General features: G+C 38.1%; 12 protein-coding genes and 1 tRNA gene (1 of these 13 only partly in view). 7 read left to right on the top strand and 6 right to left on the bottom strand.

Features of this window, described 5'->3' with window-relative positions; translation table 11 throughout:
- Position 1: 1 nt before the first annotated feature.
- From ACOQON_RS13375 to ACOQON_RS13365, 3 genes are read left to right on the top strand one after another with little or no spacing between them, the layout of a single operon-like run.
- On the top strand, positions 2-1,453 hold the full coding sequence (locus tag ACOQON_RS13375; protein ID WP_420575919.1) for a RagB/SusD family nutrient uptake outer membrane protein: 1,452 nt from the start codon (positions 2-4) through the stop codon (positions 1,451-1,453).
- A 12-nt stretch (positions 1,454-1,465) separates the two neighbouring features.
- On the top strand, positions 1,466-2,305 hold the full coding sequence (locus tag ACOQON_RS13370) for a Calx-beta domain-containing protein (RefSeq protein ID WP_420575918.1): 840 nt from the start codon (positions 1,466-1,468) through the stop codon (positions 2,303-2,305).
- 45 nt (positions 2,306-2,350) lie between these two features.
- On the top strand, positions 2,351-4,720 hold the full coding sequence (locus ACOQON_RS13365; protein ID WP_420575917.1) for a M43 family zinc metalloprotease: 2,370 nt from the start codon (positions 2,351-2,353) through the stop codon (positions 4,718-4,720).
- Positions 4,721-4,723: 3 nt separating this feature from the next.
- On the opposite strand, the gene ACOQON_RS13360 is transcribed toward ACOQON_RS13365, so the two are convergent.
- Together ACOQON_RS13360 and ACOQON_RS13355 are read right to left on the bottom strand one after the other, a co-directional pair.
- A complete protein-coding gene (locus ACOQON_RS13360) occupies positions 4,724-5,416 on the bottom strand; it encodes a hypothetical protein (protein ID WP_420575916.1) in 693 nt (230 codons plus the stop codon).
- 5 nt (positions 5,417-5,421) lie between these two features.
- A complete protein-coding gene (locus ACOQON_RS13355) occupies positions 5,422-7,080 on the bottom strand; it encodes an aryl-sulfate sulfotransferase (protein ID WP_420575915.1) in 1,659 nt (552 codons plus the stop codon).
- 243 nt (positions 7,081-7,323) lie between these two features.
- Here ACOQON_RS13355 and ACOQON_RS13350 point away from each other — a divergent pair, with 243 nt between their 5' ends.
- Complete coding sequence (locus ACOQON_RS13350) at positions 7,324-8,199, top strand: hypothetical protein (protein WP_420575914.1); 876 nt, start codon at positions 7,324-7,326, stop codon at positions 8,197-8,199.
- On the opposite strand, the gene clpX is transcribed toward ACOQON_RS13350, so the two are convergent.
- The 4 genes from clpX to ACOQON_RS13330 form a co-directional block, all read right to left on the bottom strand.
- Entirely contained in the window at positions 8,196-9,425 is a 1,230-nt protein-coding gene (gene clpX / locus ACOQON_RS13345; RefSeq protein WP_420575913.1) for an ATP-dependent Clp protease ATP-binding subunit ClpX, read from the bottom strand. The genes ACOQON_RS13350 and clpX overlap by 4 nt on opposite strands.
- A gap of 7 nt (positions 9,426-9,432) precedes the next feature.
- Positions 9,433-10,101 carry a ClpP family protease gene (locus ACOQON_RS13340; protein ID WP_420575912.1) on the bottom strand — a complete coding sequence of 223 codons (669 nt, stop codon included), beginning with the start codon at positions 10,099-10,101 and terminating at the stop codon, positions 9,433-9,435.
- A 90-nt stretch (positions 10,102-10,191) separates the two neighbouring features.
- Positions 10,192-11,508, bottom strand: a complete 1,317-nt coding sequence (locus tag ACOQON_RS13335) for a trigger factor (RefSeq protein WP_420575911.1) — start codon at positions 11,506-11,508, stop codon at positions 10,192-10,194.
- A gap of 83 nt (positions 11,509-11,591) precedes the next feature.
- Positions 11,592-11,673: transfer RNA gene (locus ACOQON_RS13330), tRNA-Leu, on the bottom strand.
- A 97-nt stretch (positions 11,674-11,770) separates the two neighbouring features.
- On the opposite strand from ACOQON_RS13330, the gene ACOQON_RS13325 reads away from it, so the two are divergent.
- The 3 genes in view from ACOQON_RS13325 to ACOQON_RS13315 are tightly spaced (at most 27 nt apart) and all read left to right on the top strand, a layout consistent with a single transcriptional unit that may run on beyond the window.
- On the top strand, positions 11,771-13,972 hold the full coding sequence (locus tag ACOQON_RS13325; RefSeq protein WP_420575910.1) for a RelA/SpoT family protein: 2,202 nt from the start codon (positions 11,771-11,773) through the stop codon (positions 13,970-13,972).
- Positions 13,973-13,999: 27 nt separating this feature from the next.
- Positions 14,000-14,464, top strand: coding sequence for a Fur family transcriptional regulator (locus ACOQON_RS13320; RefSeq protein ID WP_420575909.1), 465 nt, complete (start codon positions 14,000-14,002; stop codon positions 14,462-14,464).
- 10 nt (positions 14,465-14,474) lie between these two features.
- Positions 14,475-14,595 carry the 5' end (the start) of an STAS domain-containing protein gene (locus tag ACOQON_RS13315; RefSeq protein ID WP_420575908.1) on the top strand. 218 nt of this gene lie beyond the right edge of the window, so the window shows 121 of its 339 coding nt (coding positions 1-121); its start codon is at positions 14,475-14,477; the stop codon falls past the right edge of the window.

The following is a 14,595-nucleotide window of genomic DNA, read 5'->3' as shown; positions in this document are numbered from 1 at the left end:
TATGAAAAATTTAAATAAATACTTAGTAATATTTTTTGTATTGTTCGCAGCTTCTTGTGCGAGCGATATAGATAATGTGCGTCCTAGTGACTCACTGGAAATCAATGATTTCTTTGCAACTGCATCAGATTTTAATGCAGCATTGGGTGGAGCATTCCAGCAAATGCAAAATTATTATGCTTTAGAGTTGCTGATTATGGGTGATATCCCCACTGATAATGTGATTCAATCGCAGACCGGTCGTCTTTCGAATGATGCTTATTGGGATTGGAGATATACGTCTCTAAACGACATTGGCATGCTGGACGAAGGTTATGAAGCAGTGAACATTGCGAATTTGATCATTAAGAATATTGATGTGTTGCCTGATGGCGATGCAAAAACTAATATTCTTGGTCAGGCTACTGCAATCAGAGCAATTGCCCACTTTGATATGGCTCGTTTGTATGGACCTATCCCTACAGAGAGCTCGGATCCAAATACAGATTTGGGTGTTGCCTATTTGAAGTTCGAGGATGGAGATACAGGAGATCCATTTGCTTTGCCAGCTCGTGAATCGGTGGCAAGTAATTACACCGAAATCATTGGTGATTTGGAAGATGCCATTGATTTAATTGGAACAGCTGGTGTTAGTACTTCAGTAACTAACAACTTCACTGTTGAGGCACTTTATGGTATTTTGTCAAGAGTACATCTTTACAATGGTGACTGGACGGCTGCTATTGATGCTGCCAATGAAGTAACAAGTGCTCCAGCTCCTGCTGCTGACTTACTTAATGTTTACAGAGATGCTTCAAATGCAGGGATCCTAATGAAGCTAGGTATTGATCAGCAGGTAGATGCTCTGTCAGCTGGTGTAGTATTTAGTCAAAGTAGTTCAACAAATACCATTTCGGAATACGCAATGGCATATGATCTATTCAGTGCCATTGCTGCTGATGATATTCGAGGAACTGCATTTGTGTTCACTGGAGTTAATGAAGGTAACAACTATAACGCCATTAACAAATGGATAGGTGAAACCGGACAAATCAATGGTGAAACAGATATGCCTGTAATTAGAGTTGAGGAGGTTTTGCTAAATAAAGCCGAGGCTCAGTTTGAAGATGGCCAACAGGCTGCTGCTCTTACTACTCTAAATCAACTTAGAGACGTAAGGTACACAGCAAGTAGCTACACTGATGGTGAAACAGGAGCACAGCTTGAGGCAGCCATTCGATTTGAAAGAAGACTGGAGATGTTTGCGGAGTATAGTCGTTGGTTCGACATCAGGAGATGGGGACTGGGTGTAAACAGAGCTAACTTTGGAGACTTTGCTGACGGTACAGGAACTGCTCCTCAGGAAATGACCTTACCTGCAGGCGACCATAGATTCTTGTTGCCAATCCCTCAGACAGAGACTAACGTGAATCCAAACTTTGGGCAAAACCCTGGTTACGGATCTGGATCTTAAAATATATACGACATGAAACGATATACATATTTATTTTTAGTAACAGCTCTCCTTTTTCTTACGAATGCTTGTAAGGAAATTGAGAATGGTAATACAAAGTCTTACCCAGGACCAGATTATGTGGGTTTTGATGTTGAAACTATTACATCTGAGGAAACAGCTGGAGAGGTAACACTTACTGTGTTAAGCAGCAACCCTAATGGAGCATCAGCTACTATTGCAGCTTCTTCTGAAGATGCAGTAGCTGGAGTTGATTATACATTGGGTGCCACATCAGTTACATTCGCTGCTGGCGAATTTCAGAAAGAAGTTACAGTGACATTGATCGACAATGAAGAAATTGACGGTCAAAAATCTGTTACTTTTAGTTTGACTTCTGATGATGCACAGGTAGGATTGAGTGGAAACTCACCTGATTTGGTTTTGACCATCAATGACGATGATTTCTACTGTCCTGCAAATAAGCTTCAAATCACCCAGGGTACGGATGTAGGATACAGCACTGCTGCTGCTTCTGTTGCAACAGTTGCAGCCCCTGGTGATGAATGTACAACTTTCCTTATTGTCGGTGGAGCTGCATCATTGTTTGGTCAGCAAATTGATTTCGCAATAACGGTGGTGCCAGACGGTGAAGAAAGTAACACCGGTACTATAAAAGCTGAAAGCATGGCAGCAATGTTCTTGCCTGATGGCACGGAAATTGGTAATACTATTGATATAGTTGCTGATGACTCAGGTTTTTCAGGTACAGCGTCTTATTTTGATTTGACCACAGGTGAATTTGGATTCGACTATGTACTTTATAATGGATCTGGCGCTGCACTGTTTGGTGGAAGACTAGAGTTTGAGTAATAGATCGATTACTTTTTAGAGTAATTAAATCAAAGGGTTTCTTCTATGAAGGAACCCTTTTATACATTTTATATCTTATATAAGAAAGCAATTGTGATGAGAAGAATTTTAGTTTTATTTTTTTTAGGCCTCTTTGGATATGGTTCTATCTGTTCCGCTTTAAGCCAAACATGCGGAACAACTGTATCTGATAAGGTTATAAAAGAGGAAGAGGCATTTCAGGATTACATGCGGAGAGCAAGAATTAATGGCGATGCAATCAATAGTTTGGCAATTACTCCACATGTTGTTAGAAGAAGCAACGGAACAGGTGGATTAACCGAAGAAGAGATTTTTGAAGCCATTGAAGATTTAAATGAGGCTTATGTAGGAACGCAATTACGTTTTTACATCGATGATGAAATCAATTTCATTAACTCAGATACATATTTTGATTTCGACGCAAGTCAGGAAGGAAACTTTGCTCCAAGTTATAATGTAACAAATACAATCAACATTTATTTTTTTAATACATTAAGTTCAGGAAGCTCTGCGCTTTGTGGGTACACTTATTTGCCCGAGGATAATGTTGGAAAGAACTTAATCATGATGGCTAATGGTTGCACAGTAGGAGGGAGCACATTAGCACATGAAGTGGGCCACTTTTTTAATTTGTTTCACACACATGGGGTAACAAATACAGGAACTACAGATGAATTAGTAGATGGTTCAAATTGTAGCACGAATGGCGATAGGGTATGTGATACACCGGCAGATCCTAACCTTAGTGGGGCAGTTGACGCTAGTGTTTGTGCTTATGCCGGAAGTGCAACGGATAGCAATGGAGCCAGGTATAAACCTGATGCGAGAAATTTCATGTCTTATTCAATCTCCTCGTGTAGGAAGCTTTTTACACAAGGTCAAAAAGATAGGATGCTGGCAGCTTTTAACAACTATAAAACAGACATAAAGTCTGAAGAGATAAATGTGGATTTTCGATTAGTTACCAATGTAACTTGTTCTGGTGATATATTAGAATTTGAGAATTTGTCTCGAGGGGTTGAAAGTATTGAATGGACATTTGAAGGGGGGATTCCTTCAACCAGTACTTTAGAAAACCCTATGGTTGAATTTCCTAATGCGGGAAACTATACAATCACTTTGGTTGGTACTGATGATCAGGACAATGATTATACGTATGAAAGGGAAATTAATGTTTATGATATAGAGAGTGTTGACAATCAGGCTTCCTTGCCATATAAACAAAGTTTTGAAGATAACACTTCACTACCAACAATTATCAATGTTGACGAAGATGTGACATTCATGAGAGTTCCTGATAATTCTAATGACGGAGCGTTTTCTTATGTAATCGAACAATATTATAATCGAAATATTGGCTCGCAAGATTATCTCCTCTTACCTTCTTTTTTAAATGATAATGGTTATTATCAATTCAGATTTGCTTACGCATACAAGCAGTCAATTAATGGATATGACGATAAGCTTGAAGTGATCTATCGGGAAGATTGCGGTGATTGGAATGTTTTATGGGAAAAGGAAGGAAGTGATCTTTCTACAAATAATGATTTTACAATTGCGGAGTTTTTACCATCAAGTCAAGATTGGGTAAATCAAACAATTGAATTTCCTATCGATGAATCCTCAGAAGTATTTGAGATTGCAATCAGGGCTTCTTCCGATGTTGGAAATAGTATCTATATTGATGATTTACAACTTACAGAAAATGATCCAGCTTTTAGTATTACTTCTATTGACATATCACGTTCATCATGCCCTGGAGTACAGGACGGTAGTATCGTGGTTAATACTGATGGAGGATTGGAGGATTTAGAATTCAGCTTAGACGGTGTTGAATTTCAAACTGAGAACCTTTTCGATGGTTTATCTAATGGTGATCTAGTGGTCTATGTGCGGAATCCTAATTCAAATATTGTGGAATCTGAATCTATTAAAATTATTCCGCAATCAACTTATCCAACCACCCCTAGCTTATTTATTAACGGGAAGGGTGAACTTGTTGCTAATGCGAGTTTATTACCGGGGCAATTTTTTGAATGGTTTTATGAAGATGAACTCATAGAAGGAGAAGACGGATCTTCTATTCAAAATCCTTTAAAAGGTGCCTATCAGGTGGGGGTATCAAATGGCATTTGTGCAAGTTATTCAGAGCCATTCCTGGTACTCTCAGCAATAGATGAGCAAAGTAGTTTAACAATATTCCCTAATCCTTTTAGTGATAATATTAACTTTTCGAGAGAATTGAATCGCCGTAACCTTTCTGTGTTTAACAGTTTGGGACAATTGGTTTTCAGGGGGACAATTGAAAAATCCCTGGATTTTTCTTATTTAAAACCAGGGATTTATTTGTTTCAAGTTAATGGCAAGAGCATTAAAATGGTAAAGACAAAATAAAAACTAGATTGATCCTAATGCAATTATAAGATCATCAGTTTTCTTGATATTCAACTTTTTTTCTTTGAACCATTTTTTGGAATTAGGAAGGATCGAATCAAATACTTGATATCGATCCTTCTTTTTGTTTGGAAACTCTTTTATTTCCTGATCATTTAAGCTAAAGTAAAGCTTAAGGTTATCAACAAATTTGTCTTCTGTACTTCCAACGTTGTAGCCTGTTGCAGGCTCGGCATACTTAACTTCTTTTTTGTGTTTAAGGAATAATTCTAACCCACTTGAGCTAGCAAGATCCTGTACATAACCTTGGTTGTCAAAGTAAAGAAACCTGTAATGTATTCCATCTTTGATCAAAGTAAATTCTGAAATGATCTTCCTTGGGACTTCTTTGGAGTTACTTTTGATTTTATAGATTAATGCATCGCTATAAACATCATATTTAAGCTGCACATCGTTCACGAAGTTTTGCCCTTCTGTTAATATTGTTCCCTCAACCCAATCATCAAAAAAATAAGCGGATCCCTTAATATCACTATATGTTTTGTCATAAAAGGCATCAGTATTTTGATAGGTAGGATCTAAAACATCCTGAATCGATTGGGGACTACCATAGCCACCAACTGCTTGTGAATAGATTTCATCTACTACTATAGTGCTCAATGTCAGCACTATTAATCCTTCTCTTAATAGCTTCATTTTAATCAATTTTTTAATACTAGTTTTTTTGCGATTTTTTGATTATTAAACGCGCAATTTACTATTATGATTCCTGTATTTCCATGCATTTCAACGATAATATTTTGGGTTCCTTCATGATAAAACGGTAATCTTTTTCCATCTATTGAATGAAAATTAATGTTGTTAACACCATCAGCAAAGGAAAACGCTAGGTCGCCATTAGGAAGCTTGTGAAGATCGGCTATAATATCAACTTTATCATTTTCAATATTAAGTGGACATCCAAGTTCCTCTAAAAGATATTTTGGTTCAACATTATATTCTGATAATCCACTAAAACTTTCGGGTATGAATGATGCACGGAATACAATGCCTCCTGTCTCACCTTGATTCTCAGTGCATTTTGGTTCTGTATCAATTGGATTGATGTATTCCCAAACAATCTCCTTGTTATCGTCAATTTGAAAAATACGTCCATTTGCACCTTCACATATCAGATATTGATTATCACCCAAATCTTGCACTCCTGAAACAAAGGAGGAATAAAAATCCAACTTGTTTTCAGCTGTATATATATCTGTTGAAGTAGAATTAAAAACTCCATTATTAATGGTATAATTCAATTCATCATTTTCAAATGTCAAATCTATACGTTCAATGTTTGAGTACGGTTCGTTCCGACCTCTGCCATTATTGAACAATAGAATCTTCCAAGCCTCTCCCTCTTTGACCCAATGAGGATTGTGCTGTCCAAAAAGATATCTATCTGGTAAATCAGACATTCCGAATGAATGATTATTACCCCACCGAAATAGAAAGTCTCCACCATGACCGGCATCCCCCCCAGTACTGGATGAGGCTTCCTCAGTGGTAGTACTGTGATCAATAACCCATATTTCGTTCAGAAAAGGTGTGCTTAGAACAATTTGATCAAGTTCTTCATTATAGTCAATGGCATTCATGTGAATCCAATCAGAACCATTATCTTCTACCTGGTAATTGAAGTCAAGCTTCCTGAAGTTACTTTGAATATTTCCATAATTAGGTTTGGTATCATCATAATCTTGAATAATATGGTCAATCAACCGCCACTCCCAAACGATATTGGCATTGTTTGATTCTAATGGCTCCAACTCAATGATTTTTTCCATCCATATTTCTCCAGTAGTTGGCATTAAGTCTGGATTTTTCCCATTTTCTAATGCTACAATTTCAGATATTTTTTCCCAAGTTATTGCCAGAATATTTCCATTTGGCAGATAAGCAATGTCATGATGCAAAGACTCAGACTCATTTGATAGCTCATAAGACCAAATGATCTCGTTATTTGAATTGATTAGTTCAATTCTACCTCCTCTCCCACCGTCGATAAAATTTGGATTATCAATTCTGGCAGTCTTTAACAAGTTACCATTCTCAAGAAGGTAGACTGCTCTACCCGGTTGGTAATCAGAGTCCCATTCAGTAACAACGTACCCCTTTCTATCAATAAGATATGTGGTTACATTGTTGTTTGGTTGATATAATATATAACCGTCTAAGTCATTACTACTGTTAATTTGGAGTCCTATTTGAGCTAAAATCTCAAACATAGGACTGACCAAAAGAAGAATTCCGAGCACTTTCTTCATACTTTTTAATTTTATTTCAAATCTATTAAGGATATGCCCAATTGTAGCCATTCTGATTATATTTATGATATTTGGAAATGTCAGCTATCTATCGCAAAGTACATTTTAACGCTGCACGTAAGCTGTGTAATTCGGAAATGGCCAAAGGAGTAAAATGTAGGGGTTTTCGGACCATGTGCAAAGAAGAGAATTGGCATGTGCATAATTCCGTATTAATAACTTCAGTTAGAGGAGAGGTAGATCCGGAAACTCTATGAGACGTATCGAGATTTTGTTGATTACTACGGGGAATAGATGAAATATTTAATAGTTGGTGAGAATTCGCTTTGCATTCAATTGTCCGATACTTTATCTGATGAAATTGAGCGATTTGATATTCGTAGTGCTATAAAAAAGGCTATACCTCAAGAAGCAACTTCTCTTTTGAAGTCCTTTGAACCAGACCTTTTGATTGTAGTTGGAACCAATCGATCAAATTCACTGCTAGTAAAAGCTAGAAGAAGAGGAGTTAAATCGTGCTTCTTTCATCAGACACTTCTTGATGATCGAAACACGTTCATCCAACCCACATCTGGTCAAAAGGTTTTTTATGACATTCCGAGAAGTAGTAAATCGTCTAATCATGCTTTCTTATTGTTAGATAGGATTAGAAATCATGATAATTATAGTTCTCACGAAAACATCAAGCCAAAAGTCAGTATTATCTATTCTGAAGCGGCAGAAGAGAAACGTGCAAGAAAACTTTCAAAGAAGCTTTCAGGACATAGTAACGATATTATCTATGAGCTCTTAAATATTTCGGCTGATTTGCCCGAAGCTATTGATGCTTCTATCCATTCAAACTCAGCAATATCTCTGGATAGATTCAGCAATCTTTTTGCTGCATACACTAACTGTCCAACGGTGAATGTGTATCGAAACAGTTTATTTAAAAAGGCTAATAATAGAGTGAGCCCACTGAATAAACTTACCAATAATGAGGTGGTAAAAGATATATCAGGAAACAACATTGAACTAATCATTGAAGAAATTAGCAGAATCCTCAATGATCACCAGTACTGTGCTGGTATCATGCAAAGCTACCAGGAAATAAAAGATATTGTTGGGACACATCCGTTTGCCAGACAGGCAGTCCGTGAAATCGTAGATTGGATGGAGGAAGAGGATTAAGCAGCTCTAAGCTTATTAAACTTAGACTTCTCGAATTTTTCTTCTGCGTATGATCGATCTATCACCATCTCCTTAATGTCCTTATTGGAAGGCAATTCAAACATCGCATCCGTAACGATTGCTTCACATATTGATCTTAAACCTCTGGCACCAAGCTTGAACTCCATCGCTTTTTCAACAATATAATCCAGTGCATCTTCCTGGAGATCAAGTTTTACATCCTCCATTTGGAACAGCTTGGTATACTGCTTGATCAGTGCATTTTTCGGCTCGGTAAGGATTTGCTTCAATGCCTCGGAATTGAGTGGATCTAAATGCGTTAATACCGGAAGACGACCGATCAATTCAGGAATTAGACCGAAGCTTTTGATATCCTGTGCAGTGATGTATTGAAGGAGGTTCTCTTTGTCAATAGCCCCAGTCCTGAATTCATTATCATTAGCAAAACCAATTGGTCGTGTATTCAGTCTGTTAGCAATGTGTCGTTCTATTCCATCAAATGCACCCCCACAGATAAATAAAATGTTTTCTGTATTGACGTTGATCATTTTTTGATCCGGATGCTTGCGACCTCCTTGCGGTGGAACGTTTACAGTCGTTCCTTCCAATAACTTCAATAAAGCTTGCTGAACTCCTTCACCACTAACATCTCTCGTTATGGATGGATTATCCGATTTTCGCGCGATCTTATCAATTTCATCTATATAGACGATTCCTCGCTCTGCTGCTTCTACATCATAGTTCGCAGACTGGAGAAGGCGAGTGAGAATGCTTTCCACATCTTCGCCTACATAACCGGCCTCTGTGAGTACGGTGGCATCAGCGATACAAAATGGAACCTGTAGGATTTTCGCAAGAGTTCTGGCTAGATAGGTTTTTCCGGTACCTGTCTGGCCAACCATAATGATGTTAGACTTCTCAATCACCACATCGTCTTTATCTACAGCTTGCATGAGACGTTTATAGTGGTTGTATACCGCAACTGAAATGTATTTTTTTGCTTCATCCTGCCCAATAACAAACTCATCAAGGTGCGACTTCATATCCGTCGGTTTGATGAGTTTGAAATTCGGACTTTCATTCTCAGAGGTAGTTTTCAACTCCTCATTCAATATCTGCTGAGCCTGAGCAATACATTTATCACATATGTGTGCATGTATGCCTGAGATCATCAGATCTACATCTTTCTTATTCCTACCACAAAAACTACACGTTACCTGAGCCATGATGATTTTATTTTTTCTCTAACACCTCATCTATGAGGCCATATTCTTTTGCTTCTGATGCACGCATCCAATAATCACGATCAGAATCTTTTTCAATGTCTTTAAGCGATTTACCCGAATGCTTTGATAAAATACTATAGAGGTCTTTTCTCAATTCCTGCATTTGCTTGAGCGTGATCTCCATATCTCTTGATTGACCCTGCATTCCACCACTTGGTTGGTGAATCATAACCCTGGCATGAGGAAGTGCAGACCTTTTGCCGGCTGCTCCTCCTGATAACAATACAGCACCCATCGATGCTGCCATGCCTGTACAGATGGTTGCTACATCCGGACTTACATATTGCATAGTATCATACATGCCTAAGCCGGCATAAACAGAACCACCGGGACTATTGACATACAGTAGAATGTCTTTTTTGGAATCAACAGACTCTAAAAAGAGCAACTGAGCGGTGATGATATTGGCAATGTTTTCCTCAACCTGCATACCCAAAAAGATAATTCGATCCATGATTAGGCGTGAAAACACATCAATTTCACGGAAATTGGTCGGACGCTCTTCGATTACCGCTCGTGTCATGTTTTCAACATGATGGATATAATCGTCAACAGCTGTTCCGCTTATATTTTGGCCTTTTACGGCGTATTTTCTGAATTCCTCAGTGTTTATCATTTCAATAATTTAAAGTATAAGGTGTAAAAATAAAAAAGTCCCGTGTACAGGACTTCTTCAAAACTTAAAATGATATCATTTGGTTCAAAATCACAGCTTTCTAAATTCGTCCAGTGAAACAGTCTTTTCCTTGATTGAAACCTCATTCTTGATATAATCAAGGACTTTATTGGACTGAACCTGATTAAAAACCTTCATGTAGTTTTCTCCATTTTCTCCCTGAAGATAATTATTAGCGAAGGTATCGAGCTGATCATTCATTTGGTCCCCCATTCCGGAACCAGCAAATTGTTTCTTGATAAGCTCTTTTGCTTCATTGATTACATCTTCGTGTTCCACTTTGATACCCTGATTTTTCACAATCTGGTTTCGGATCAATGACCACTTTAACTCTTTGGCATAGGATCCATATTCCAGCTCCATCAATTCAGGAGTAATGTTTTCGTTAGTGCGAATCAACCATTTCTTCAAAAATTCATCAGGTAGATTGATTTTGGCAGACTCTGTCAATTTTTCTCTTACCTGGTGATCAAAAAACTTCTCCTCTTCACCTTTATAATTTTGAGAGACAATCTCTTTTACCCGCTCGCGAAATCCTGCTTCATCCTTGATCGTATCCTTTCCGAAAGTCTTATCGAAAAGTTCTTGATTGACAGGTGCCAGCTTATAATGATTGATAGCCTGAACAATGAAAGTGAGTTTTTTGAGTTTTTTGAATTCATCTTCATCCAATCTCAATTGATTCTTGAGCACATTATCATGTTTGAAGCTCTTCTTCGGATCAATTTCAACTTCTGCCCCAACTTTTACTCCGGTTAGTTTTTTTAACGTCCCTTTCTCAACATCGCGCAAATCAATGCTCACCTCCTGATTGATTGAACCGTCTTTTGATTTGATTGGACCATACAGCGTATCTTTCTCAGAAGAAGTATCAGGATTCTCCATTTCTCCAAATTGCCTTTGAAGATTCTCAATAGTCTCATCGATCACTTTATCATCAACCTTGATAAAATGCTTATCTAATTTAACTTTTTTATCAACTTTTACTTCAAATGGCTCTGCAAACCCAATCTCATAGTTGAACTCAAAATCCTTATCATTCTCCCAATCAAACTGTTTGTCAGTTTCTGCAGGTAGTGGTTCTCCAAGAAACTGGGTTTCACTTTCCCTTAAATAGTTGTTGAGCTTGTCAGAAACCAGTTTATTGATTTCCTCCACGATCAAAGCACTTCCATACATTTTTCGGATCATCCCCGGAGGTACTTTTCCTTGACGGAATCCTTTGATGTTAGCAGTCTTACTGTACTCTTTGATTTTTTGATCCACACCAGGTTGAAAATCAGCTCTGTTTACGCTAATTTTAATTACACCTTGAGTTTTTTCGGTTTTGTCAAAAGTTATATCCACCGTACTATTGTTTGGTATTTATAAAATAAAAACCCTCTTACACGCCCCGCTAGTCGGGTTCCGGAAAGAGGGTTGTTTTTCAGTGCGGATGGAGGGACTCGAACCCCCATGCCTCGCGGCGCTAGATCCTAAGTCTAGTGCGTCTACCAATTTCGCCACATCCGCAGTTTTCTTTGCTCGATCTTTTTCTTGCTCTGAAAATTGGAAGGCAAAAGTAGGTAATATTTTTGATTCAACAAGGGATTAATTTTGTAAAATTATTATGGTAGTAGAGGAAGATTTAGAATCAGAAAAAAAAGAGATAATCAGGCGATACAGGCGCTTGTTGAGAAAGGCAAAGCCAATCCTGAAAGATGGTGATGCTAAAATTATTAAGAGAGCATTTAATACCTCGATGGAAGCGCATAGTGGAATGCGACGAAGATCGGGAGAGCCATATATTTTTCATCCCCTTGAAGTAGCTGAAATATGTGTTTCCGAAATAGGTCTTGGGACCACATCCATCGTAGCAGCTCTTTTACATGACGTTGTTGAGGATACGGATTATGAGCTGGATGATATTGAAAGACTCTTTGGAAAGAAAGTAGCTACGATCATAGATGGCCTAACGAAAATTGCCGGGGTATTTGATCATGGCAGTTCCCAGCAGGCAGAAAACTTTCGGAAAATGCTGCTGACCCTTTCTGACGATGTGAGAGTGATTTTAATTAAGCTGGCAGATCGCTTGCATAACATGCGTACGCTTGAAAGCATGCCTCGCAACAAGCAACTCAAAATTGCGAATGAGACCATTTACTTATATGCGCCACTTGCTCACAGGCTAGGACTCTATGCTTTCAAATCAGAGCTCGAAGATCTTTACTTGAAATATAGTGAACCTGAGGTGTATAATGAGATAGCAGGTAAAATCAACGAGACAAAGGATTCTAGAAATAAATTCATTAGGGGTTTTATTCGTCCTATAAAGGATAAACTCAATTCTCTTGGTGTAAACTATGAGATAAAAGGGAGGCCAAAATCCATTCATTCCATTTGGAATAAGATGAAAAAGCAAAACGTGCCTTTTGAGGAAGTGTACGATTTGTTTGCCGTACGAATAATTCTGGATGTACCATATAGAGATGAAAAGGCTTTCTGCTGGCAAGTGTATTCTTTGGTTACAGACTATTACCAACCTAATCCTGATAGATTAAGAGATTGGATTAGCATTCCTAAGGCTAATGGGTACGAATCTTTGCATACTACAGTGATGAGCGATAAAGGTCAGTGGGTAGAAGTGCAGGTCCGCACTACGCGAATGGATGAAATAGCCGAAAAGGGATATGCAGCCCATTGGAAATATAAGGACGGAAAAACCACCGATGAGACGGGACTGGAAATGTGGATTGCCAAAGTGCGAGAAATCTTAGAGCAGAATGACGGCAATGCAATAGAGTTCGTAGATGACTTCCGCTCCAACTTATATAGTGATGAGGTTTTTGTATTTACACCAAAAGGGGATTTACGAACCCTACCTCAAGGTGCGACGGCATTGGATTTTGCTTTCGACATACACACTGAAATTGGAGAACATTGTCTGGGCGCTAAAGTGAATCAAAAGTTAGTGCCGCTCAACTTCGAATTAAAAAATGGAGACCAGGTTGAGATTCTAACATCTAATAAGCAAAAGCCGAATGAAAGCTGGTTGCAATACGTAGTAAGTTCTAAGGCTAAGTCAAAAATCAAGGACGCTCTAAAAGAGGAAAGAAAAGTATTCATTGACGAGGGTAGGGAAATAGTCAAAAGAAAACTCAAGCAGCTTAAAATAGATTATAAGCAGTCAGTGTTGGAGGATATTTCTCACTACTTCAATGTGAAAAGTGTTACAGACCTTCTTTACCTGGTCGGAACCGGTAAAATCGATCATTCTTTGATCAAATCCTTTGCAAGGACCAATAAAGAAGAAATCAAAAAGCCGAGTGTTCAAGGAGCTAAGGATGTTGAAGAGAAACTAAGTAGAGTCAGGAAGACGGATAGCGATTTACTACTGCTAGGAGAAGATTTGGACATCATTGATTACAAGTTTGCAAAATGCTGCAACCCAATAGCCGGAGATGACGTGTTCGGCTTTGTGACTGTCAGTGACGGTATTAAAATACATAGAACCACCTGTCCTAATGCGGCTGAGTTACTTTCAAACTATGGCTATCGTATTATTAAAGCAAAATGGGCCTCTTCGCGTAAACACTCATTTGAGGCAACACTATCTATTATAGGAACGGATAGAATGGGACTAGTAAGTGATGTTTCGAATATTATTTCTGAAGAACTGAAAGTAAACATGCGATCTCTTTCAATTAATACGGAGGGGGGAATCTTTGAGGGTATAATACGCTTATATGTAGAAGACACTTCACACTTGGATACACTTGTTAAGAAGTTGGAGAAAGTAAATGGAGTAGTTAAGGTAAGTCGCACCAATTGATCGAATCCCATAAATTATATTTGCATTATGCAGGGACAGAATGTTATGGATGAGGTAAAGAAAATCTTTCAGGCTCATCTTGAAAATAAGAATTTAAGGAAAACTCCTGAACGGTTTGCCATTCTTGAAGAAATATATAATCGTAATGGTCATTTTGATGTAGAGTCATTGTATGTCAGCATGAAAGACAAAAATTACAGAGTGAGTCGTGCTACGGTTTATAATACCTTAGACTTGCTTGTCGATTGTGATTTAGTTACTAAACATCAATTTGGGAAAAACCTGGCGCAGTTTGAGAAAGCGTACGGTTTTCGTCAGCATGATCACCTTATTTGTACCGATTGTAATAAAGTACATGAATTTTGTGATCCGCGCATTCAGAATATTCAAACGACCGTTGGTCAATTATTACAGTTTAAAGTAATGCACCATTCGTTGATACTGTATGGTAGTTGTGAAAAGGAAAACTGTGAAAACAAAATAGCCTCCTAATAAGAAATACATGAAATACACCAAAGAAATTAAAAACAGAGTTTTAAGATTACAATTCTCTGGCGATCTGATCGGGGAAAACAATGGCCCTGAGGTGGTAGAGCTTGCAAATGATGCTATTTCTCAAGGTG

It is taken from the genome of Ekhidna sp., assembly GCF_965221965.1.
Lineage (GTDB): Bacteria > Bacteroidota > Bacteroidia > Cytophagales > Cyclobacteriaceae > Ekhidna.
Note: the sequence above shows the minus strand (reverse complement) of the source record. Positions and strands in the feature narration are given on the sequence as shown.

Bases quoted from the DNA above. Each gene is read 5' to 3' on its own strand.
- ACOQON_RS13375 (WP_420575919.1), top strand. From the start codon at position 2: ATGAAAAATTTAAATAAATACTTAGTAATATTTTTTGTATTGTTCGCA.
- ACOQON_RS13370 (WP_420575918.1), top strand. From the start codon at position 1,466: ATGAAACGATATACATATTTATTTTTAGTAACAGCTCTCCTTTTTCTT.
- ACOQON_RS13365 (WP_420575917.1), top strand. From the start codon at position 2,351: ATGAAGGAACCCTTTTATACATTTTATATCTTATATAAGAAAGCAATT.
- ACOQON_RS13360 (WP_420575916.1), bottom strand. From the start codon at position 5,416: ATGAAGCTATTAAGAGAAGGATTAATAGTGCTGACATTGAGCACTATA.
- ACOQON_RS13355 (WP_420575915.1), bottom strand. From the start codon at position 7,080: ATGGCTACAATTGGGCATATCCTTAATAGATTTGAAATAAAATTAAAA.
- ACOQON_RS13350 (WP_420575914.1), top strand. From the start codon at position 7,324: ATGAAATATTTAATAGTTGGTGAGAATTCGCTTTGCATTCAATTGTCC.
- clpX (WP_420575913.1), bottom strand. From the start codon at position 9,425: ATGGCTCAGGTAACGTGTAGTTTTTGTGGTAGGAATAAGAAAGATGTA.
- ACOQON_RS13340 (WP_420575912.1), bottom strand. From the start codon at position 10,101: ATGATAAACACTGAGGAATTCAGAAAATACGCCGTAAAAGGCCAAAAT.
- ACOQON_RS13325 (WP_420575910.1), top strand. From the start codon at position 11,771: ATGGTAGTAGAGGAAGATTTAGAATCAGAAAAAAAAGAGATAATCAGG.
- ACOQON_RS13320 (WP_420575909.1), top strand. From the start codon at position 14,000: ATGCAGGGACAGAATGTTATGGATGAGGTAAAGAAAATCTTTCAGGCT.